The organism is Rubellimicrobium aerolatum, assembly GCF_017872975.1.
GTDB classification, from domain to species: Bacteria; Pseudomonadota; Alphaproteobacteria; order Rhodobacterales; family Rhodobacteraceae; genus Rubellimicrobium; species Rubellimicrobium aerolatum.
Map to the genome: position 1 here is coordinate 110,725 of NZ_JAGGJP010000005.1, position 21,901 is coordinate 132,625.

Consider the following 21,901-nt stretch of genomic DNA (forward strand, 5'->3'; position numbering starts at 1 on the left):
ACGGGGAGGCAACCCCCGGCCCCGCGCGCTTGTTCCGCAGGCAGTTCGCGAATGAGGGGCTTGGGCGGAGTTGCGCGCGAGCCACGATCCCGGCCCTGCGGGCGGAAAACCGCGCCTCACGAAACAATCACGCTGGCGCGAGGAGCCGATTCGTGCTATCCGCGTCGCCACGGCGGGACAGGACCCGCCCCGATGCCCGCTCTCGATGACGGAGGCTGCACATGACCCGAGGATTTATCCCCGCCGCCCGATAAGGCGCCCGCAGCCCCGGCCGCGCGTTCCGACGCGGCCTCCCTTCCCGATCCCGGCCCATGCTCCAACCGCTTCGCGCGGGCCGTTCCATCGCGAGACCGTCATCATGAGACCGCCCATCGTCGGCGTCGATCACCGGATCGGCCCGTCCCCCCTCCCCTTCGAGGAGCGCCGCGCCCTGCGTCGCCACGCGCCCGAGGCGCTGCGCTTCGACCTGCCCCCGCCGGGGCCGTTGTCCGTCCCGGTGGCGGTCCCGCCCCCGGCCGATCCCGCCCGCGCGCCGGTCGCGCTGCGGGTGCGGCTCGGCCTCGCGCTCATCAGTTGGGGGCGGCGGCTCGCCGGTCCCGCGATGGGGCCCTGAGCCCTTCGGGGCGGCGCGTGGACAACCGCGCCGCCCCCCTGCTATGGGGGCCGCGACACTCCCTGGGGACATCCGACATGACCACCCTCGTCTTCGGCCACAAATCGCCCGACACCGACTCGACCGCCTCGCCGCTCATCTGGGCGTGGTTCCTGTCGCACCACGAGCCCGGCGCGGCCGAGGCCCGCCTGCTGGGCACCCCCAACACCGAGGCGCAGTTCGTCCTGAAGCGCTGGGGCTTCGAGGAGCCCGCGCACATCCTCGACGTGGAGGACGGGCAGCCGGTGGTGATCGTGGACACCAACAACCCCGCCGAGCTTCCGGCGAACATCAACCGCGCCGACGTGCGCGCGATCATCGACCACCACAAGCTGGTGCCGGGGATCGAGACCAAGACCCCGATCGAGGTGACGATCCGGCCCGTCGCCTGCACGGCGACGCTGCTGTGGCAGCTCATGGGCGGGCACGCGGGCCACGCGCCGGATGCCATCAAGGGCCTCGCGCTGTCGGCGATCCTGTCGGACACGCTGGAGTTCCGGTCGCCCACCACCACGCGCATCGACCGGCAGATCGCCGAGCATCTGGCGGGCGAGCTGGGCGTGGACATCCCCTCTTACGCCGCCGAGATGTTCGCGGCGAAGTCCGACGTGTCGGCCTATTCCGAGGCCGAGCTGCTGCGGATGGATTCCAAGGAATACAACGTGGACGGCGTGGAGTTCCGGGTGTCGGTGCTGGAGACGGTGTCGCCCCAGCAGATCCTGGCCCGCAAGGACGCCCTGGTGGCCGAGATGCCCAAGGTCGCCGCCGAGGACGGGGCGCAGCAGGTCCTGCTGTTCGTCATCGACATCCTTCGCGAGGAGGCGACCCTGCTGGTCCCCAACGAGCTGACGAAGAAGGTGGCCGAAGCGTCGTTCGGGGCGACCGTCACGGGGGATACCGTGGTCCTGCCCGGCATCCTGTCGCGCAAGAAGCAGATCATCCCCGCGCTGAAGGTCGCCTGAGCCGTGGCGCGCATCATCGGGGGCTTCGCGGAGATCGCCGACCGCTACGACGCGGCCTTCGTGGACCTTTGGGGCTGCCTGCACAACGGGCTGCGGGCCTTCCCCGAGGCCGTGGCCGCGATGGTGGCCTACCGGGCGCGGGGCGGGAAGGTGATCCTGGTCACCAACGCGCCGCGGCCGCGCGCCAGCGTCGAGGCGCAGATCGAGCGGCTGGGCATCCCGCGCGAGGCTTGGGACGCCATCGCCACCTCGGGCGACGCCGCCCGCGTGGCGCTGTTCCAGGGGGCGGTGGGCAGCCGCGTCTGGTTCATGGGCGAGAACCGCGACCGCGCCTTCCTGGAGCCGCCGCGCATCGTCCAGCACCCGGTGCCGCTGCTTGAGGTGCCGCTGGACGAGGCCGAAGGCATCGTCTGCTGCGGCCCCGCCGACCCCTTCGCGCACCCGGACGTGAACCGCACGGCCTTCGAGTATGCCATCGAACGGGGGATGCGGCTGTTGTGCGCGAACCCCGACATCGTGGTGGACCGGGGCGAGAGCCGGGAATGGTGCGCCGGTGCCTTGGCGCGGCTCTACGAGGAGATGGGGGGCGAGAGCCTCTATTTCGGCAAGCCGCACGCGCCGATTTACGACCTCGGGCGGCGCAGGCTGTCGCAGATCGGGCTCCTGCCGCCGGACGACAAGATCCTCTGCGTGGGCGACGGCATCCTGACCGACATCGCCGGGGCGGTGGGCGAGGGGCTGGACTCGCTGCTCATCACCGGGGGGCTGGCCGCCGCCGAGACGCGGACGGCGCCGGGGAGCCAGCCGGACGAGGCGGCGCTGGCGGCCTATCTGGAGGTGGAGCGGCTGACGCCCACCTACGCGATCGGGTTCCTTCGCTGACGCCCTGGGAGGGCTGTCTGCCCTCCCAGACCCTCCCGAGGATATTTGAAGCCAAAGAAGGCAGGGCCGGGTCGGCTTGCGTCGGCCGGGCCGGAGGTCTAACGAGCCGGCCATGCTCATCCTTCGCGACCGCCATGCCATCCCGCCCGAGGTGAGGGGCGCCTCGGCCGCCATCGGCAACTTCGACGGCGTGCACCTGGGGCACCGGGCGGTGATCGACGCCGCGCGGCGGGCCGGTGTGGCGCTGGGCGTCGTCACCTTCGAGCCCCACCCGCGCGAGTGGTTCGCGCCCGAGTCGCCGCCCTTTCGCCTTATGAACGCGCAGGCCAAGGCGCACCGGCTGGAGAGGCTGGGGGTGGAGCGGCTGTTCGAGCTGCGCTTCGACGGCGGGCTGGCGGCGCTGACGCCCGAGGGCTTCGTGCGGGAGGTGCTGGCGCGCGACCTCGGCCTGTCGCACGCGGTGGTGGGGGCGGACTTCCGCTTCGGGCGCGGGCGCGAGGGGGACGCGGCGGCGCTGCGGGACCTGGGGCGGGCCGCCGGGATCGAGGTGACGGTGGCGCCGATGGTGGAGACCGGGGCGGGCGAGGTGTCGTCCACCGCCATCCGCCGGGCGCTGGGCGAGGGGCGGCCGCGCGAGGCGGCGCGGATGCTGGGACATCTGCACCGGATCGAGGGGCCGGTGATCCGGGGCGACCAGCGCGGGCGGCTTTTGGGCTATCCGACCGCCAACATGGGGATCGAGGGGCTGCACCCGCCGCGCTTTGGCGTCTATGCCGTCAAGGTGGACGTGCTGGACGGGCTGCATCGGGGCAGCTACCGGGGCGCGGCCTCGATCGGGGTGCGGCCGATGTTCGGGGAGAACCGGCCGAACTGCGAGACCTTCCTGTTCGACTTCACGGGCGACCTGTATGGGGCCACGCTGTCGGTGGCGCTCGTGGACTACTTGCGGCCCGAGATGAGGTTCGACGGGGTTCCGGCTCTGGTCCGGCAGATGGACGCGGATTGCCTGCGCGCCCGCGAGGTGCTGGCCGATGCCTGACGGGATGCGCCCCCGCTTCTGGGAGCTGCCGCTGAAGGAGCTGACCCGGACGGAGTGGGAGGCGCTCTGCGACGGCTGCGGGAAGTGCTGCCTGAACAAGCTGGAGGACGAGGACACCGGCGAGGTGGCGCTGACGGACGTGGCCTGCCGGCTGCTGGACGGGACGACCTGCCGGTGCAGCAAGTATGCGACCCGGCACGATTACGTGCCCGAGTGCATCGTGCTGACGCCCCGGACGATCCGCAAGAACCTGTATTGGTTGCCGCAGACCTGCGCCTACCGGCTGCGGCACGAGGGGCGGCCCCTGCCCGGCTGGCACCCGCTCCTGACCGGCGACCCGGAGAGCGTCCATCGCGCCGGGGTGTCGGTCGCGGGGCTCACGGTGTCGGAGGTCGAGGTGGGCGACGACGAATGGGAGGAGCACATCATCGAGGAGCCGGGGACGTGAACTTTTCCAGCGACAACGCCGGGCCGGTGCATCCGCGCGTGATGGGCGCTCTCATCGACGCGAACGAGGGGCACGCGCCCGCCTATGGGGCGGACCGCTGGACCGGGGAGGCCGTGGCGCGGGTGCGGGAGGTCTTCGAGGCGCCCGAGGCGGCCGTGCATCTGGTGGCGACGGGGACGGCGGCGAACGCGCTGGCGCTCGCGGCGCTGGCCCGGCCGTGGGACGCGGTGTTCTGCACCGAGATGGCCCATATCCACGAGGACGAGTGCAACGCGCCCGAGGCCTTCACCGGCGGGGCCAAGCTGATCGCCCTGCCCGCGCCGCTGGCCAAGCTGGAGCCGGAGGTCCTGCGGGCGGCCATGGCGCGGCTGGGGAGCGTGCACGGGCCGCAGGTGGGGCCGGTGTCGGTGACGCAGGCGACCGAGAAGGGCACGGTCTACCGGCCCGAGGAGATCCGGGCGGTGGCGGCGGTGGCGCGCGGGTTCGGCGCGAAGGTTCATCTGGATGGCGCGCGGCTGGCCAACGCGCTGGTCGCGGTGGGCTGCTCGCCGGCGGAGATGACGTGGAAGGCGGGCGTGGATGTCGTCAGCCTGGGCGGCACCAAGAACGGGTTGATGGGGGCCGAGGCGGTGGTCTGCTTCGACCCGACCCTGTCATGGGAGATGGAACTGCGGCGCAAACGGGCGGCGCACCTGTTCAGCAAGCACCGCTACCTCGGCGCGCAGATGGCGGCCACCCTGACGGACGGGCTCTGGCTGGAGACGGCGCGGGCGGCCAACGCCGCGCTGGGGCTGCTGGTCGAGGGGCTGCGGTCCTTGGGCGTCGCGCCGGAGTGGGAGCCGGAGGCGAACCTCGTCTTCGTGCGGCTGCCGCGCGCCATGCACCAAAGGCTGCGGGCGGCGGGGGCGAGCTACCACCTGTGGGAGGGGCCGCTGGAGACGGGCGACCCGGAGGAGCCGCTGCTCTGCCGCCTCGTCTGCGACTGGTCGGTCGGAACCGGCGCGGTGGACCGATTCCTCGCCGTCGCGGCGGAGCGGCCCGTTCCGGCCACCATCCCCCCGTGCTAAGGCCCCGGCGCGTGTAGAAGGATTCGCCCATGCCCATCCATGTCGAGCCGAAGCTGATCGCCGGCAACTCCAACCAGAGCCTCGCCAAGGCGGTCGCGCGGCGGATGTCGCTGCACCGGGGCGTGGCGGTGGACCTCGTGCAGGCGCGGGTGGAGCGGTTCAACGACCAGGAGATCTTCGTCGAGGTCTTCGAGAACGTCCGCGGCGAGGACATGTTCATCATCCAGAGCACGTCGAACCCGGCGAACGATACGCTGATGGAGCTGATGATCATGACCGACGCGCTGCGCCGGTCGAGCGCGCACCGCATCACCGCCGTGATCCCCTATTTCGGCTACGCCCGGCAGGACCGCCGCGCCAAGGCCCGCACGCCGATCAGCGCCAAGCTGGTCGCGAACCTGCTGACGCGCGCGGGGATCGACCGGGTGCTGACGCTGGACCTGCACGCGGCGCAGATCCAGGGCTTCTTCGACGTGCCGGTGGACAACCTGTACGCCGCGCCGGTCTTTGCCCTGGACATCGAGCACCACTTCAACGGGCGCACCGCCGAGATGACGGTGGTCTCGCCCGACGTGGGCGGCGTGGCCCGCGCGCGGGAGCTGGCGCAGCGGATCGGCTGCGGCCTCGCCATCGTGGACAAGCGCCGCGCCCGCGCCGGCGAGATCGCCGAGATGACGGTGATCGGGGACGTGAAGGACCAGATCTGCGTGATCGTGGACGACATCGTGGACACGGCCGGGACGCTGTGCAAGGCCGCCGAGCTGCTGTGCGAGCACGGCGCCAAGGAGGTCCACGCCTACATCACCCACGGCGTCCTGTCGGGGCCGGCGGTGGAGCGGGTGTCGGGGTCCATGCTGAAGAGCCTCGTCATCACCGATTCCATCGAGCCCACGGACAAGGTGAAGGCGGCGCACAACATCCGCATCGTGCCGACCGCGCCGATGTTCGCGCAGGCGATCCTGAACATCTGGAACGGTACCTCGGTGTCGTCGCTGTTCGAGGCCGACAGCCTCGCGCCGATCTACGAGGGGATGTATTCGCGGGGATGACGCCACCCCCGGTCGGGACGAAGGGCCGCCCCGAGGGGCGGCCCTTTTGCGTTGAGGCTTAAGCAAAAAGGGGCCCCGCGTCGCCGCGAGGCCCCTTGTTCCGTTCCTTGCGGCCCGATCAGCGCGCGCCGATGGCCTCGATGTCGGCCAGCGCCTTCGCGGCCTCGTCGGCGCGGCTCGTGTCGCCGGTGGCCTGCGCCGCCGTGACCGCCTCGCGGGCCTCGGCGACCAGCCGGGCGTGGACCTCGGGGGTCACCTCGGCGCGGGGGAGCGCCTGCTCGGCCAGGACGGAGACGCCGGTCGCGGTGATCTCGGCGAAGCCGCCGGAAACCACGAAGTCGTCGGTGCCGCCCGCGTGGACCACGCGCAGCACGCCGGGGCGCAGGGTGGTGATGGTGGGGACGTGCCCCGCCATCGCCGTGAGATCGCCGTCGGTGCCGGGGATCTGGACCTCGCGGGCCTGGAGGGAGGACAGCCTCCGCTCCGGGCTCACGAGGTTGAAGTCGAGCGTGTCGGCCATGGGATCAGGCCGCCGCCGCCGCCATGCGCTCGGCCTTGGCGATCACGTCCTTGATGCCGCCGACCATGTAGAACGCGCCTTCCGGCAGGTGGTCGTATTCGCCGTTCACCACGGCCTTGAACGAGGCGATGGTTTCCTCGATCGGGACCTGCACGCCGGGCGAGCCGGTGAAGACCTGCGCCACGTCGAAGGGCTGCGACAGGAACCGCTGGATCTTGCGGGCGCGCGACACCGTCAGCTTGTCCTCCTCGGACAGCTCGTCCATCCCGAGGATGGCGATGATGTCCTGGAGCGACTTGTAGCGTTGCAGGATGCCCTGCACCGAGCGGGCCACGTCGTAATGCTCCTGCCCCACGACCTGCGGGTCGAGGATCCGCGAGGTGGAGTCGAGCGGGTCCACGGCCGGGTAGATGCCGAGTTCCGAGATCGCGCGCGACAGCACGGTGGTGGCGTCGAGGTGCGCGAAGGAGGCGGCGGGCGCCGGGTCGGTCAGGTCGTCGGCCGGCACGTAGATGGCCTGCACGGACGTGATCGAGCCGTTCTTGGTCGAGGTGATCCGCTCCTGCAGCACGCCCATGTCGGTGGCGAGCGTCGGCTGGTAGCCCACGGCCGAGGGGATGCGGCCGAGAAGGGCCGACACTTCGGACCCGGCCTGGGTGAAGCGGAAGATGTTGTCCACGAAGAACAGCACGTCCGTCCCGGAGGCGTCGCGGAACTGCTCGGCGATCGTCAGGCCGGTGAGGGCGACGCGGGCGCGGGCGCCCGGCGGCTCGTTCATCTGGCCGTAGACGAGGGCGACCTTGGACTTCTCCAGGTCGTCCATGTTGATGACGCCGGATTCGATGAACTCGTGGTAGAGGTCGTTCCCTTCGCGGGTCCGCTCACCGACGCCGGCGAACACGGAGAAGCCCGAGTGCACCTTGGCGATGTTGTTGATGAGCTCTTGGATGAGCACGGTCTTGCCCACGCCGGCGCCGCCGAACAGGCCGATCTTGCCGCCCTTGGCGTAGGGGGCGAGCAGGTCGATGACCTTGATGCCGGTCACGAGGATCGTCGACTCGGTGGACTGGTCGGCGAAGAGCGGCGCGTCGGCGTGGATCGGGCGCGTCTCGGTCGCGTGGACGGGGCCACGCTCGTCCACGGGCTCGCCCACGACGTTGAGGATGCGGCCGAGCGTGCCGGGGCCTACGGGAACCGAGATCGGCGAGCCGGTGTCGGACACGGCGGCGCCGCGCACGAGGCCGTCGGTGGCGTCCATGGCGATGGCGCGGACGGTCGATTCGCCGAGGTGCTGCGCCACCTCGAGGATCAGGCGCTTGCCGTTGTTGGTGGTTTCCAGGGCGTTCAGGATCGCGGGCAGGTGCCCGTCGAACCGAACGTCCACGACGGCGCCGATCACCTGGGTGATCCGGCCGTGGGTGGTGGCGTCCAGTGCCATTGCGTCTCTCCTCGTGTGTCGGTGCGGGGGCGGTCCCCCGTGGTCTGTCGTCAGGCCTCGATCAGGTCGAGGCGTCGTTCGATGCGGGCCACGCGCTCGTCGAGGCGGTCGATGCGGCCGTTGAGGGCCGACATCCCCACCTCGAGATGGCCGAAGAGCCGCGTGTGCTCCCCCAGTCGCCCTTCGACCTCGGTCATCCGAAGCTTGAGCTCGCCCATGTCCAGCGACAGGACGTCCAGCTTGGACTGGATGCGCTTCAGGTGCTCCAGAACGAGGTTGAAGGGCTCCTCGGTCATCACACCGCCTCCGCCCCCGAGATGATCTCGATGAGCTCCTTGGTGATCGCGGCCTGGCGGCTCCGGTTGTACTGGATCGTCAGCCGGTCGATCATGTCGCCCGCGTTGCGGGTGGCGTTGTCCATGGCCGACATCCGCGCGCCCTGCTCGGACGCCGCGTTCTCCAGCAGCGCCGCGAAGACCTGCGTGGCGACGCCGCGCGGCAGCAGGTCGGCGAGGATCGCCTCCTCGCCAGGCTCGTAGTCGTAGCTGGCCGAGACCTCGCCCGCCTCGTCGAAGGTCGCGGGGATCACCTGCCGCGCCGTCGGGATCTGGGAGATGACCGACTGGAAGCGGTTGTAGAAGATCGTCGCGACGTCGAACTCGCCCGCGTCGAAGCGGGCGATGAGGTCGCGGGCGATCCGCTGGCCGACCGCGTAGCCGAGCCGGCGTTCCGCCGAGAGGTCCACGTGGGCGATGAAGTAGGAGCCGAGGTCGCGCCGGAGCGCGTCGCGGCCCTTCTTGCCCACGGTCAGGATCTTGACCGTCCGGCCGGTGGCCAGCAGGCGCTGGGCCTCCTGCCGCGCCATGCGGGCGATGGAGGAGTTGAACGCGCCGCAGAGGCCCCGCTCCGAGGTCATCACCACGAGCAGGTGAACCTGCTCGCGCCCCGTCCCGGCCAGCAGCGCGGGCGCGGCGGGCGAGCCCGCGGTACCGCCCGCGAGCCCGGCCATGACGGCGTTGAACCGTTCGGTGTAGGGACGCGCCGCTTCCGCCGCGTCCTGCGCGCGGCGGAGCTTGGCCGCCGCGACCATCTGCATGGCCTTGGTGATCTTCCGGGTGGATTTCACCGAGGCGATGCGGTTCTTCAGGTCCTTTAGGCTGGGCATCCCCTATCCCACCCTTACGCGAAGTCGCGCGCGTATTCGTCGAGCGCGGAGCGGATCGCCTTCTCGGCGTCGCCCGCGATCTTCGGGTCCTGCGTCGTGATCATGTCGAGCACGTCGCGGCGGCGGTTGCGGAGGTGGCTCAGCATCCCGGCCTCCCAGCGGCCGACCTGGTTCACCGGGATCTTGTCCAGGTAGCCCTTGGTGCCGGCGTAGATGACGCAGACGATTTCCGCGTTCGTCAGCGGCGAGTATTGCGGCTGCTTCATCAGCTCGGTCAGGCGCGCGCCCCGGTTGAGGAGGGCCTGCGTCGAGGCGTCGAGGTCCGAGCCGAACTGCGCGAAGGCGGCCATCTCGCGGTATTGCGCGAGCTCCAGCTTCACGGGGCCGGCGACGGACTTCATCGCCTTGGTCTGGGCCGAGGAGCCCACCCGCGACACCGAGAGGCCGGTGTTCACGGCGGGGCGGATGCCCTGGTAGAACAGCTCGGACTCAAGGAAGATCTGGCCGTCGGTGATCGAGATCACGTTGGTCGGGATGTAGGCCGAGATGTCGCCGGCCTGCGTTTCCACGATGGGGAGCGCGGTCAGCGAGCCCGCGCCGTGATCCTCGTTCAGCTTGGCCGAGCGTTCCAGCAGGCGGGAGTGGAGATAGAACACGTCGCCCGGATAGGCTTCGCGCCCCGGCGGGCGGCGGAGGAGGAGCGACATCTGGCGGTAGGCCACGGCCTGTTTGGAGAGGTCGTCGTAGATGATGAGCGCGTGGCGGCCGTTGTCGCGGAAGAACTCGGCCATGGCGGTCGCGGCGTAGGGCGCGAGGAACTGCATCGGCGCGGGGTCCGAGGCGGTCGCGGCGACGACGACGGTGTAGGCGAAGGCCCCCGTCTCCTCCAGGCGGCGGACGAGTTGGGCGACGGTCGAGCGCTTCTGGCCCACGGCGACGTAGACGCAGTAGAGCTTCTTCGATTCGTCGGCGCCGGCGGCCTCGTTGTAGACCTTCTGGTTGATGATCGCGTCGAGGGCGATGGCCGACTTGCCGGTCTGGCGGTCGCCGATGATGAGCTCGCGCTGGCCACGGCCGATCGGGATCATGGCGTCCACGGACTTGAGGCCGGTCGCCATGGGTTCATGGACCGACTTGCGCGGGATGATGCCGGGGGCCTTGACGTCGGCGACGCGGCGTTCGGTGAAGGCGATGGGGCCCTTGCCGTCGATGGGGTTGCCGAGCGCGTCCACCACGCGGCCCAGCAACGCGTCACCGGCGGGCACGTCCACGATGGACTGCGTGCGCTTGACGGTGTCGCCTTCCTTGATGTCCCGGTCCGAGCCGAAGATCACGCAGCCGACGTTGTCGGCTTCGAGGTTCAGCGCCATCCCCATGATGCCGCCCGGGAACTCGACCATCTCGCCGGCCTGGATGTTGTCGAGGCCGTGGATGCGGGCGATGCCGTCGCCGACAGAGAGCACGGTGCCCACCTCGGCCACCTCGGCCTCCTGCCCGAAATTCCTGATCTGGTCCCGAAGGATCGCCGAAATCTCGGCCGCCTGGATCGCCATCATCCCACCTCTTTCATCATGTTCTGGAGTCGGCCGAGCTTGCTGCGGATCGAGGTGTCGATCATGCGCGAGCCCACCCGCACGACGAGCCCGCCGATCAGCGACCCGTCCACCTTGGTCTTCAGACGGACGCGCTGGCCCACCTGGGCCGCCAGCGTCTCGCCGAGGTTGCGCTCCTGCTCGGGCGTCAGCGGCTCGGCCGAGACGACCTCGGCCGTGACCTCGCCGCGCGCCACGCTCAGCCGTTCGAGAAGCACGGTCACGAGCTGGGGCAGCACGAACAGGCGGCGCTTCTGGGCCATGAGGCCCAGCACGTTCCGCATCACCGGCGACAGGCCCATGCGGGCCGCGATGGCAGCGATGGCCGCGCCCTGCTCCTCGCGCGTGTAGATCGGCGAGGAGATCAGCGTCCGCAGGTCGGCGCTGTCGGCCAGCGCGGCGTCGAGGGCGTTCAGGTCGGCCTCCAGAGGCTCCAGCCCCCCGTCCTCGCGCGCGAGGTCGAAGACGGCCTGGGCATAGCGGTTGGCGATGCCGGTCGAGATCGAAGCTGGTTCGGACACGTCCACCCTTCCGTTTTGTCGTTGGCCCCCGGTCGCCCTCGCCGCAGATTCCCGCGCCAAGCGTCCGCCCGGAGCCCGGCCCCGGCGGAGGCATTCATTCGTGGGCGCGTCTAGCAGAGCCTTCCCGGGGTCGCAACGCCTTGGTCGGGTATTTCGCGGCCGTTGGCGCTAGCGGCGCGGTCAGGGCGCGGCCGCGCGACCCGCCGGGGCGGGCAGGCCGTCCAGGATGGAGACGGGCCGGCGCACCGCCTCGGCGAGGCCGGCGCGGGTGGGGCTGGCGACCTGCTTGCAGGCCTCGACCATCAGGACGCCGCCCGCGGCGAGCGCCGGCATCCGCCGGCCCGCCGCCTCCATCGCGCCGCCGATCCGCCGCCAGAGCCGCCGCGTCGAGGGCGGCTGGTAGAGGGTGGAATGCCCCCTCTCGATGGCAAAGCCGTGGCGGCGGAGCACCTGTTCGAGCTGCCCCATCGTGTAGGGGCGCCCATAGCCGAAAGGCGTGGCGTCGGTGCGCGACCAGAGCCCGGCGCGGTTGGGCACCACGAAGACCGCGCGTCCCCCCGGCCCCAGGACGCGCCAGCATTCCTCCAGCAGCGCGGCCGGATGCTCGCTCGTCTCCAGGCCGTGCATGACCACCAGCTTGTCCACGAAGCCGGTGGAGATGGGCCAGAGCGTCTCCTCGCAGAGCAGCGACACGTTGGGCTGCCCGGCGGGCCAGGGCATGACGCCCTGCGGCCCCGGCATCAGGCCGATGACGCGCCGCGCCTGCCCCAGGTAGGGGCGCAGGAGCGGCACCGCGAAGCCGTAGCCGGCGACGGTCTGGCCCTTGGCCTCGGGCCAGAGCGCCAGGAGGTCGTCGCGCACGACCCTTTGCGCCGCGCGCCCCAGCGCGCTGCGGTAGTAGAAGTCGCGCAGCTCGGTCACGTCCAGGTGCATTCACGGGTTCGCGTTGCGGGGCGCCCTCGGGTTGGGGCAGTCTCTGGCGACCATAGCAAGAGACGAGGCCCCCGCCATGCCCGACCGTGCCCCTGCCCTCACGCTCGTCACCGTGCCGTGCCTCCGGGACAACTACGCCTTCCTGCTGCACGACGAGGGGAGCGGGGCCACGGCGCTGGTGGACGCGCCCGAGGCCGCGCCGATCCGGGCCGAGCTGGACCGGCGGGGGTGGCGGCTGTCGGACATCCTGCTGACGCACCATCACGACGACCACATCGCGGGCGTCGAGGCGCTGCGCGAGGGCGCGCGGGTGATCGGGAACGCCGCCGACGCGGGCCGGCTGCCCCGGCTCGACCTTGCGGTGAACCCCGGCGGGCGGCTGGAGGTCTGCGGCGAGGCGGTGGAGGTGATCGACACGCCCGGCCACACGGTCGGGCACGTGTCGTTCCACTTCCCAAGGTCCGGGTATGCCTTCACGGCCGACACGCTGATGGCGCTGGGCTGCGGGCGGCTGTTCGAGGGGACGGCGGCGCAGATGTGGGAGTCGCTCCAGCGGCTCCGGGCGCTGCCGCCCGGGACGGTGGTCTGCTCGGGGCACGAATACACCGAGGGGAACGCGCGGTTCGCGCTGTCGGTGGATGGGGGGAACGCGAGGCTCCGCGCCCGCGCCGATGCCGTCCAAGCGGCCCGCGCGAAGGGCGAGCCCACGGTGCCGTCGCGGCTGGCGGACGAGATCGCGACCAACCCCTTCTTGCGGGCGGACGCCCCCGACCTTATCTCGGCGCTGGACCTGAAGGGCCGCCCGGCGGCCGAGGTCTTCGCCACCCTCCGCTCCGCGAAGGACAGGTTCTAGGGACGCCCAGGAAACGGGCAGCGTCCCGCGCGCCCCGCCCCTTCGGAACCTTGCGTGGGGCATCCATCCCCCGCCCATGGGATCGTGATCGTCGTGCCCAAAAAAACCGCTTGAAGCGCGGGCGCAAACACCGATCTTTAATCCCAAGAGGCCCAAGGTCGTGTGGGACCCGCGTCCCCACCCGGCCCCCGACAGAGGAGCACGCAAGTGCCGTCTTTCTCGACTACTCTCGAGCAGTCCATCCACCAGGCGCTGGCCATCGCCAACACCAAGCGCCACGAGCTCGCCACCCTCGAACACCTGCTCCTCGCCCTCATCGACGAGCCCGACGCGGCGCGCGTCATGCGCGCCTGCTCGGTCGATCTCAAGGAGCTGCGGAAGAATCTCGAGGACTTCATCGACGACGACCTGTCCACCCTCGTCACCGACGTGGATGGGTCCGAGGCGGTGCCGACCGCCGCCTTCCAGCGCGTGATCCAGAGGGCGGCGATCCATGTGCAGTCCTCGGGCCGCACCGAGGTGACGGGGGCCAACGTCCTCGTCGCGATCTTCGCGGAACGGGAATCGAACGCCGCGTATTTCCTGCAGGAGCAGGACATGACCCGCTACGACGCGGTGAACTTCATCGCGCACGGCGTCGCCAAGGACCCCGCCTTCGGCGAATCCCGCCCGGTGACGGGCGCCAGCTCCTCCTCGTCCAAGAACGAGGAGCACGAGAAGTCCGAGTCCTCCGACGACAAGGAGAGCGCCCTGTCCAAGTACTGCGTCGATCTCAACGCCAAGTCCCGCAAGGGCGACGTGGACCCCCTCATCGGCCGCGAGGAGGAGGTCGAGCGCTGCATCCAGGTGCTGTGCCGCCGGCGCAAGAACAACCCGCTCCTCGTCGGCGACCCCGGCGTGGGCAAGACCGCCATCGCGGAGGGCCTGGCCTGGAAGATCGTCAACGGCGAGGTGCCGGACGTGCTGGCGGGCGCGACCATCTTCAGCCTCGACATGGGGGCGCTGCTGGCGGGCACCCGCTATCGCGGCGACTTCGAGGAGCGGCTGAAGTCGGTGGTGTCGGAGTTGGAGAACCACCCCGACGCGGTGCTGTTCATCGACGAGATCCACACGGTGATCGGCGCGGGGGCGACCTCGGGCGGGGCGATGGACGCGTCGAACCTGCTCAAGCCCGCGCTGCAGGGCGGCAAGCTGCGCTGCATGGGGAGCACCACCTACAAGGAGTTCCGCCAGCACTTCGAGAAGGACCGCGCGCTGTCGCGGCGCTTCCAGAAGATCGACGTGAACGAGCCCTCGGTCGAGGACTCGGTGAAGATCCTCAAGGGCCTCAAGCCCTACTTCGAGGAGCATCACGGCATCAAGTACACCGGCGACGCCATCCGCACCGCCGTGGAGCTGTCGGCCCGCTACATCAACGACCGCAAGCTGCCCGACAAGGCGATCGACGTGATCGACGAGGCGGGGGCGGCGCAGCATCTCCTGCCCGACTCGCGGCGCAAGAAGACCATCGGGATCAAAGAGATCGAGGCCGTGGTGGCCAAGATCGCCCGCATCCCGCCCAAGAACGTCTCCAAGGACGACGCGGAGGTGCTCAAGGACCTCGAAGGGGCGCTCAAGCGCGTGGTCTTCGGGCAGGACGACGCCATCGTGGCGCTGGCCTCGGCCATCAAGCTCGCCCGCGCCGGCCTGCGCGAGCCCGAGAAGCCCATCGGCAACTACCTGTTCGCCGGGCCGACCGGGGTGGGCAAGACCGAGGTGGCGAAGCAACTGGCGGACACGCTGGGGGTGGAGCTGCTGCGCTTCGACATGAGCGAATACATGGAGAAGCACGCGGTCTCGCGGCTCATCGGCGCGCCGCCGGGCTATGTCGGCTTCGACCAGGGCGGGATGCTGACGGACGGGGTGGACCAGCACCCGCATTGCGTCCTTCTCCTCGACGAGATCGAGAAGGCGCACCCGGACGTCTACAACATCCTGCTGCAGGTGATGGACCACGGGAAGCTCACCGACCACAACGGCCGGGCGGTGGACTTCCGCAACGTCATCCTCATCATGACGTCGAACGCGGGGGCGGCCGACATGGCCAAGGCCGCCATCGGCTTCGGTCGCGACCGGCGCGAGGGCGAGGATACCGCCGCCATCGAGCGGATGTTCACGCCGGAGTTCCGCAACCGGCTGGACGCGGTGATCTCCTTCGCGCCGCTGTCGAAGGACGTCATCATGCAGGTGGTCGAGAAGTTCGTCCTGCAACTGGAGGCGCAGCTCATGGACCGGCACGTCCATATCGAGCTGTCGCCCGAGGCGGCGGCCTGGCTGGGCGAGAAGGGCTACGACGACCGGATGGGCGCGCGCCCGCTGGGCCGCGTGATCCAGGAGCACCTGAAGAAGCCGCTGGCCGAGGAGCTGCTGTTCGGCAAGCTCACCAAGGGCGGCGTCGTGCGGGTGGGCGTCAAGGACGACCGGCTGGAGCTGACCTACGAGGCCGCGTCGGTGCCGCGCCTGACCGACAACAAGCCGCCGCTGCTGACGGCGGAGTGATCCACGGGACGCCGCCCTTCGGGGCGGCGTCTTCGTTTCGGCGGGATCCTGGCGATGGGACGCCCGATCGCGTTCGGACCGGGCAGCCGGACCCGCGGCCCGGGGGCCGTGGAGGCTGGCGAGGACGGAAACGCGATTCGGCATGACGGGGCTCTCCTTGGCTGTTCGCGAGGAGGATGCGCCCGAAGGATTAACGCCGTCCGACAGCAACGAACGGTCAGGACCCGATTCGCGCAACGCCCCCCGAGGGCTGCCATGGGCGGCGTAGCGTCGGCCTGACGCGACCCCGACGCGACCTTCGGGCGGGCCGAGGGCTGGCGCGCGCGGGGCATCGGGCGGGGTCGATCGCGTTCGATCCGGTTCGTCGGATCGGGCGGGCGGTCGCCGGGGCTGGGCTCGGAGCCGATTGCGGTCGGGCGGGGGCGTGGTGGGACAGGCTTCGGCCCGCCATGCTCCGTTGGCTGGGGTGGCGCCTGTGGCCGGGGTCGCCCGGCGGGCTGAGGTCCGCCTTACGGGAACCCGGCCGGATGGGATGGGGCCCAGGAAGGGGGGCATCGGCTTGGCGGCCCGATGCGGGTGGGGTGGACGCGCCTGGCGTCCGCGCCCGATGGGGCGAAGGGCGCACGGGCCGGGCCTCGGACACGGCAGCGCCGCCCCGAGGGGCGGCGCTGGTGGAACTCGCGGGTCGGGGCCTAGCGGTCCCGAGAGCCGATCAGGCGGCGCGACGGCGGCGCTTCAGCCCGAGGAGGCCCAAGGCGGAGGCGAGCAGCAGGCCGCCGGCGGGCACCGGCACGGTGGCGACCTCGTAGGTCAGGTTGTCGACGGAGATGGCGCCCAGGTCGTAGTCGTTGGTGCCGAACAGGGCGTAGGCGATCCTGGAGCCGGAGGAGAGCGCCAGCGTCACCATGTCGGAGCTGTCGATGTCGCGCAGGAAATCGATGTAGCCCAGCGGCAGGTCGTCCGCGTCGAAGATGGCCAGGAAGATGCTGTCCTGGTCGTAGGCGATGTCACCCAGCTCGATCGAGAGGCTCGACACGCCTCGCGCGAAGCTCACCTTGGCGACGCTCGGATAGGCGAGCGTGGGGTCGAAATCTTCCGACTCGTTGTAGATCCAGAGGGAGGTCCCGACCCCGGCCACATCAGGGGCGATCTCCATCGAGGTCGTCGGAGGCGCGACCGCCGTGATCGTGGCGAAGCCGTCGGTGAAGCTGACGGGGCCATCCTCGAAGAGGTAGAGCGCGTGGGGGAAGCTCTCGAAGTCGATGGTGGCGGCCGACGCGGCCGAGGCGCCGAGCGTCAGCGCCGTTGCGAGCAGGATGGACTTCATGTGTGTTCTCCGAAGGATGTGCGCGCGAGCGACGTCACCGCCGCCAGGGTGGGACGATCACCGATTGTTTACCATATCCGCCGCAAAGCGGCATGGTGCGAGGTGGCAACAGCCGGTTTCCGCGGAGGCAACAGTCAGGATGGCGCGCGCAAGCCCATGAAATCGCAGGTTGAGTGGAGTGGCCCCTCTCAACGCTCGGTCAGCTTGATCTCGATGCGGCGGTTGCGGGCCCGGCTCTCGGGCGTGCCACTGGTGTCGAGCGGTTGATATTCGCCGAAGCCGTTGGCCGACAGGCGGTCGGGGGGGATGCCCTCGGCCTCGCTCATCTGGCGGACGACGGACAGGGCGCGGCCTTGGCTCAACTCCCAGTTGTCGCGGAAGGTGCCGGTGCCGGCCAGGGGGGTGTCGTCGGTGTGGCCGTCCACCTGGATCACCCAGTCGATGCCGGGCGGGATCTCGGCGGCGATCTCCCGCAGCAGGTCGGCCACGCTCGCGATCTGCGCCTGCCCCTCGGGCGAGAGCTGGGCGCGGCCGGGCTCGAACAGCACCTCGGAGGAGAACACGAAGCGGTCGCCGACGACCTGGATGCCCTCGCGACCCTCCAGCAGGCGGCGCATGTTGCCGAAGAACTCGGAGCGGTAGCTTTCGAGGTCGCGCGCCTCGGCGGCGAGGCGGGCGGCCTCGGCGCGGGCGCGGGCGGCCTCCTCGGCCTCCAGGGCGGCGCGGCGGCGCTCCTCGGCGGCGACGCGGGCGAGCGCGGTGTTGAGGTCGGCGCCGAGCGATTCGATGCGGACCTGGGCCTCGCGGTCGGCCTCGGCGGCGACGTCGAGGAGGGTCTGGAGCGTGGCAACCTGGGAGCGCAGCTCGGCCACCTGCTCGTTGAGGGCGGCGACCTGGCGCTGGCCTTCGGTGGACAGCGCCTCCTGCTCGCGCAGTTGGGCCTGCGCGGTGGCGAGGAGGGCGGCCTGCCGCTCGGATTCGGTGAGGGCGTCCTGGCCCTGGCTCTCGGCGGCGGTGGCGCGGTCCAGCGCGGCGGCGAGGCGGGCGCGGAGGTCGGCCTCGGTCGCCTGGGCCTCCTGCGCGGTGGCTTCGGCCCGTTCCTGGCTCAGGACGGCTTCGGCGAGGCGGCGGGACAGGTCGTCCCGGTCGGCGTCGGCGGTTCGGGCCGCGTCGAGGGCCTGCCGGGCGGCCTCCTGCGCGGCCAGCGCCTCCGCGAGGCGGGCGTCGAGGGTCGCGCCCTGGGCCTCGGCGGCGGTGGCGCGCTCCTCGGCCTGCTGGCGGGCGAGGAGGGCGGCGGCGAGTTGCAGGTCGAGGTCGTCGCGGGCGGACTGGGCGGCGGCGAGGAGGGTCAGGGTTTCCTCGGCCTTTTGCCGCTCCTCCTCCAGGGAGAGGGTCATGGCGGTCAGCTCGGCCTCGGAGTCCGCGAGGCGGTCGCGGAGGGCCTGGGCGGCGGCGGCCTCGGCGAGGCGCTGACGCTCGGATTCGGAAAGCTGGTCGCGGGTGTCGGCGAGGGTCTCGGCCCCGGTAGCGGCGGCGGTGTTGAGGGAGCGGACGAGCTGCTCCAGCGCCTCGCGGCGGGCGGCGGCGAGGCGGGCAGCTTCGGTCGCGGCGTCGATCTCGGTGCGGGCGGAGGCGAGGGCCTGGTCGAGGGTGGCGGCGCGGCCCTGGGCCTCGTCGCGCTCCAGCAGGAGGGCGGCGACGCGGGCCTCGACGTCGGTGATGCGGGTCTGGGCCTGGGCGAGGTCGGCGGCGCGGGAGTCGCGTTCCCGTGTCAGGCGGTTGATGAGGTCGGCCTGCTCCCTGCCCTGCTGGGTGACGGCGGAGAGGTCGCGGCTCAGCGACGCCTCGCGCGATTGCGACAGGCCGAGGGCGTCGGTGAGGGAGGCCACCTGCGCGGCGAGGTCGTCGAGGCGGGTCTGCTGGCCGGTGATCTGGTCGCGCAGGGTGAACTGGACCACGGTGAAGATGGTCAGCACGAACATCAGGACGAGCAGGAGCCCCGTCATCGCGTCCACGAAGCCGGGCCAGGTGTTGGGTTGGCTCCGTCGCCGGGCGCGCAGCATGGGCTACCTCGTCTCGTCCCGGACGCGCGCGGGCGCGCGCAGGGTGCGGGCGAGGTTGGCGAGGTCGGTCCTGAGTTCCGCCAGAGTTTCCTGCCGGCCGGCAGAGATCTCCTCGAGGATGCGGAGGAGCTGCACGTCGATGGAGCGCAGGCGCATCCGGCTCTCGGCGTCGGCGCCGCCCTCGGACATCTGGTGGTTCAGGCGGTCGAGCGCGGCGACCATCCGGTCCTGACCTTCGACGAGGCGCTGGAGGGCGGGGGCGGTGTCGCGCTCCTCCAGCCGTTGGGCGAGCTGGCCCAGGGCCACGGCGAGGTCGCCGAGACGCCGGTCGGTCTGGGCGCGGGCGAGGTCGGACTGGGTGAACAGGCGCTGGAGCGATTCCATCTGCTCGGCCATGGTGTCCACGACCTGACCGAGGATGGAGGAGTCGGCGGTGCCGCCGTCCTCGCCCGAGAGGCCGACGCGGGTGATGGAGGACAGCCATTCCTCCAGCTCGCGGTAGAAGCGGCCCTGGCCGTGGCCGGCGAAGAGTTCGAGGAGGCCGACGATCAGGGAGCCGGCGAGGCCGAGGAGCGAGGAGGAGAAGGCGGTGCCCATGCCGCCGAGCTGGGATTCGAGGCCCGTTTGAAGGCGGCCGAAGATGTCGGCGCCGGTCTCGCCCTCCTGCGGGGTGAGGCCGCGGATCGTGTCCACCAGCGCGGGGACGGTGGTGGCGAGGCCGTAGAAGGTGCCAAGGAGGCCGAGGAAGATCAGGGTGGAGGACAGGTAGCGGGTGATCTCCTGATCCTCGTCCACGCGGGTCGCGACCGAATCGAGGATGGAGCGGGTGGAGGTGGAGGTGAGCTGCATCCGAGCGCCCCGCGTCCGCAGCAGGTTGGCAAGCGGCGCGAGGAGCGAGGGCGGCGCGCGCAGGGGCTGACCGGGATGGGCGGTGAAGTCCTCGATCCACGAGACCGAGCGCATCAGCAGGAACACCTGCCGGAAGCAACTGAAGACGCCCAGCGCGAAGACGACGGCGATGGCGGTGTTGAGGTAGACGTTGGTGTTGAACACCTGCTCCAGCGCGCGGGCGCCGAGATAGGCGCCGGACAGCACGAGGGCGAGGACGATCAGCATGAGGCTGATCTGGCGCACCGGCTGGGAGAAGTGCCGCGCCGCGTCGGTGTCCCGTCGTTCCATGCCCTTGTCCGCTGTCCTCATGCCGATCCCCTGCGGCACGCTAGAGGAGGCGAGTAGGAAACCCAAGCCCCGCGCAGGCTTGTGGTGAAGGGCCGCACGGGGCGTCCTTGTGGGATCAGGCGGTGAGGCTCCGGGTCCGGTCGAGCAGCGCCTCGATCTGCGGGTCGTGGATGCCCCAGTCGGACAGGCCGGCGGCGGTGTTCGACAGGTAGTCGATGTTCGGACCCCGTTCGCCGCGCGCCGCCGCGATGGTGCGCGCCTGGGTGTCGAGATCGACGCAGGCGTATTGCCGATGCTCGCGGCGGATGACGTAGGCGATGGCCTCGATCGTGCGGCCGTCCTCCAGGCGCAGGGGGAGGCGGCGTTCCTGGTAGGCGTTCGAGACCAGCTCGCGCGATCGCAGGCCGTCCAGCACCTCGTCGCGGTGCCGGGGGTCGGCGCGGAGCGCCACGCCGTCGCAGGACGCGCCCGCGTCCTCGTCGAGGGCGAGGACGAGGCCCGGAGCCTCCTCGGTGCCCCGGTAGTGGATGGACCACATGCAGAAGCTCCGCCGCCAGCCGTCGAGCCGGGCGCGGGCGCGCTCGGCCGGCTCGAAGCCGGGGCTCCAGAGCAGCGAGCCATAGGCGAAGACCCAAAGATCGGATGGTTGCGTCACGTGGCTGGTCCCTCCCCGGCGGTGGATTATAGATCGCTGGGGAAAGGATCACCTCATGCGCGTTCTCTTTTTCGTGGTGGCGGGGCTGGCGGCGCTTTACGCCGGCTACTGGTTCGTGGGCTCCTCGCAGGTGGAGGCGGGCGCCCGCGCGGCGCTGGCCGGGATGGAGGCGCGGGGGTGGGAGGTGGAGTATGCCGACCTCTCGACCACGGGGTTCCCGTCGCGGTTCGACACCACGGTGACGGAGCTGCGGGCGACCTCGCCCGACGGGGTGGTGCGCTGGGCCGCGCCCTTCGTGCAGGTCTTCGCGCTGAGCTACCGGCCGAATCAGGTGATCGTCGTCGGGCCGCCGGAGCAGACGGTGACGGTCGCCGGGCAGGACCTTGGCGTGACGGCGGACGGGTTGCGGGCCAGCGCCACGGTGGGGTGGTCCACGGCCCTGCCCCTCGATCACGCCGCCGTGGAGAGCGGGCCGCTGGCCGTCGTGTCGGACGGGGGGTGGAGCCTGTCGCTCGACCGGCTCTTGGGGGCGGTGCGGATGGCGGGGCCGGGGGCCAACAGCTACGACCTGTTCCTTGAGGGGACCGGGATCGTTCCGGCCGGTCTGCCGGAGCGGTTCGGGTCGCTCGGCCTCGATCAGCTGCGGTTCGACGGGCAGGTGGTGCTGGACGCCCCCATCGACCGGCGGCTGGCCGTGCCGCCCCGGGCGACGGCGCTGACGGTGCGGAGCCTGCGGATCGCGCAGGGCGACGTGGCGCTGGGCGGCACGGGGGAGCTGGCGCCGGACGCGCAGGGGTTCCTGGCCGGGCGGATCACGCTGACGGTGGAGAACTGGCGTGGGCTGCTCGATCGGCTGGAGGCGGCGGGGCTGCTGCCGTTCGCGCGCGGGTCGCTGGTGGAGCGGGGGCTGGAGCAGGCGTCGCGGGGGGGCGCGAACCTGGAACTGCCGGTCACGCTGGCGGAGGGGCAGGTGCGGGCGCTGGGCGTGACGCTGTTCGACGCGCCGCGCGTTCGGTGA

General features: G+C 71.2%; 21 protein-coding genes. 10 read left to right on the forward strand and 11 right to left on the reverse strand.

The genetic code is table 11. The annotated features are described in order from the left end of the window. The first annotated feature begins 358 nt into the window (after positions 1–358). From J2Z33_RS07730 to J2Z33_RS07760, 7 genes are all read left to right on the forward strand, one after another. Entirely contained in the window at positions 359–613 is a 255-nt protein-coding gene (locus J2Z33_RS07730; RefSeq protein WP_209839573.1) for a hypothetical protein, read from the forward strand. 77 nt (positions 614–690) lie between these two features. Further along, positions 691–1,614 (forward strand): manganese-dependent inorganic pyrophosphatase, encoded by a 924-nt coding sequence (locus J2Z33_RS07735; protein ID WP_209839574.1) that lies wholly within the window; start codon positions 691–693, stop codon positions 1,612–1,614. A gap of 3 nt (positions 1,615–1,617) precedes the next feature. Next, positions 1,618–2,496, forward strand: a complete 879-nt coding sequence (locus tag J2Z33_RS07740; RefSeq protein ID WP_209839576.1) for a TIGR01459 family HAD-type hydrolase — start codon at positions 1,618–1,620, stop codon at positions 2,494–2,496. A 112-nt stretch (positions 2,497–2,608) separates the two neighbouring features. Further along, a complete protein-coding gene (locus J2Z33_RS07745; protein WP_209839578.1) occupies positions 2,609–3,535 on the forward strand; it encodes a bifunctional riboflavin kinase/FAD synthetase in 927 nt (308 codons plus the stop codon). Continuing rightward, a complete protein-coding gene (locus tag J2Z33_RS07750) occupies positions 3,528–3,983 on the forward strand; it encodes a YcgN family cysteine cluster protein (RefSeq protein WP_245218690.1) in 456 nt (151 codons plus the stop codon). Before J2Z33_RS07745 ends, J2Z33_RS07750 begins: the two co-directional genes overlap by 8 nt. Then, a complete protein-coding gene (locus J2Z33_RS07755) occupies positions 3,980–5,050 on the forward strand; it encodes a threonine aldolase family protein (protein WP_209839580.1) in 1,071 nt (356 codons plus the stop codon). Before J2Z33_RS07750 ends, J2Z33_RS07755 begins: the two co-directional genes overlap by 4 nt. Before the next feature lie 29 nt (positions 5,051–5,079). After that, positions 5,080–6,099 (forward strand): ribose-phosphate pyrophosphokinase, encoded by a 1,020-nt coding sequence (locus J2Z33_RS07760; RefSeq protein ID WP_209839581.1) that lies wholly within the window; start codon positions 5,080–5,082, stop codon positions 6,097–6,099. 118 nt (positions 6,100–6,217) lie between these two features. Here the strand turns inward: J2Z33_RS07760 and J2Z33_RS07765 are convergent, their stop codons facing one another. From J2Z33_RS07765 to J2Z33_RS07795, 7 genes are all read right to left on the reverse strand, one after another. Then, a complete protein-coding gene (locus tag J2Z33_RS07765; protein WP_209839583.1) occupies positions 6,218–6,619 on the reverse strand; it encodes a F0F1 ATP synthase subunit epsilon in 402 nt (133 codons plus the stop codon). Between the two features lie 4 nt (positions 6,620–6,623). Beyond that, positions 6,624–8,057: a F0F1 ATP synthase subunit beta gene (atpD, locus tag J2Z33_RS07770; protein WP_209839585.1), complete on the reverse strand. Its 1,434-nt coding sequence runs from the start codon at positions 8,055–8,057 to the stop codon at positions 6,624–6,626. A 50-nt stretch (positions 8,058–8,107) separates the two neighbouring features. Beyond that, positions 8,108–8,353, reverse strand: coding sequence for a hypothetical protein (locus J2Z33_RS07775; RefSeq protein WP_209839587.1), 246 nt, complete (start codon positions 8,351–8,353; stop codon positions 8,108–8,110). Then, positions 8,353–9,222: a F0F1 ATP synthase subunit gamma gene (locus J2Z33_RS07780; RefSeq protein WP_209839589.1), complete on the reverse strand. Its 870-nt coding sequence runs from the start codon at positions 9,220–9,222 to the stop codon at positions 8,353–8,355. The genes J2Z33_RS07775 and J2Z33_RS07780 overlap by 1 nt, the downstream gene beginning before the upstream one ends. A 14-nt stretch (positions 9,223–9,236) precedes the next feature. After that, a complete protein-coding gene (gene atpA / locus J2Z33_RS07785; protein WP_209839858.1) occupies positions 9,237–10,775 on the reverse strand; it encodes a F0F1 ATP synthase subunit alpha in 1,539 nt (512 codons plus the stop codon). Next, positions 10,775–11,335 carry a F0F1 ATP synthase subunit delta gene (locus tag J2Z33_RS07790; RefSeq protein WP_209839591.1) on the reverse strand — a complete coding sequence of 187 codons (561 nt, stop codon included), beginning with the start codon at positions 11,333–11,335 and terminating at the stop codon, positions 10,775–10,777. Before J2Z33_RS07790 ends, atpA begins: the two co-directional genes overlap by 1 nt. 180 nt (positions 11,336–11,515) lie before the next feature. Then, a complete protein-coding gene (locus tag J2Z33_RS07795; RefSeq protein ID WP_209839592.1) occupies positions 11,516–12,268 on the reverse strand; it encodes a class I SAM-dependent methyltransferase in 753 nt (250 codons plus the stop codon). Positions 12,269–12,344: 76 nt separating this feature from the next. On the opposite strand from J2Z33_RS07795, the gene gloB reads away from it, so the two are divergent. Further along, positions 12,345–13,121, forward strand: coding sequence for a hydroxyacylglutathione hydrolase (gene gloB, locus J2Z33_RS07800; RefSeq protein WP_209839594.1), 777 nt, complete (start codon positions 12,345–12,347; stop codon positions 13,119–13,121). A gap of 207 nt (positions 13,122–13,328) precedes the next feature. Further along, the gene (clpA, locus tag J2Z33_RS07805; protein ID WP_209839608.1) at positions 13,329–15,659 is read left to right on the forward strand and encodes an ATP-dependent Clp protease ATP-binding subunit ClpA; all 2,331 of its coding nucleotides are present in this window, start codon (positions 13,329–13,331) and stop codon (positions 15,657–15,659) included. Positions 15,660–16,371: 712 nt separating this feature from the next. Here clpA and J2Z33_RS07810 read toward each other — a convergent pair. From J2Z33_RS07810 to J2Z33_RS07825, 4 genes are all read right to left on the reverse strand, one after another. Continuing rightward, positions 16,372–16,986, reverse strand: coding sequence for a hypothetical protein (locus J2Z33_RS07810; RefSeq protein WP_209839610.1), 615 nt, complete (start codon positions 16,984–16,986; stop codon positions 16,372–16,374). A 188-nt stretch (positions 16,987–17,174) separates the two neighbouring features. Beyond that, positions 17,175–19,049 (reverse strand): peptidoglycan -binding protein, encoded by a 1,875-nt coding sequence (locus tag J2Z33_RS07815; RefSeq protein WP_209839612.1) that lies wholly within the window; start codon positions 19,047–19,049, stop codon positions 17,175–17,177. 3 nt (positions 19,050–19,052) lie between these two features. Next, positions 19,053–20,228, reverse strand: coding sequence for a biopolymer transporter ExbB (locus J2Z33_RS07820; protein WP_209839614.1), 1,176 nt, complete (start codon positions 20,226–20,228; stop codon positions 19,053–19,055). 115 nt (positions 20,229–20,343) lie between these two features. Further along, a complete protein-coding gene (locus tag J2Z33_RS07825; protein WP_209839616.1) occupies positions 20,344–20,883 on the reverse strand; it encodes a gamma-glutamylcyclotransferase in 540 nt (179 codons plus the stop codon). A gap of 55 nt (positions 20,884–20,938) precedes the next feature. Here J2Z33_RS07825 and J2Z33_RS07830 point away from each other — a divergent pair, with 55 nt between their 5' ends. Further along, positions 20,939–21,901: a DUF2125 domain-containing protein gene (locus J2Z33_RS07830; protein WP_209839618.1), complete on the forward strand. Its 963-nt coding sequence runs from the start codon at positions 20,939–20,941 to the stop codon at positions 21,899–21,901.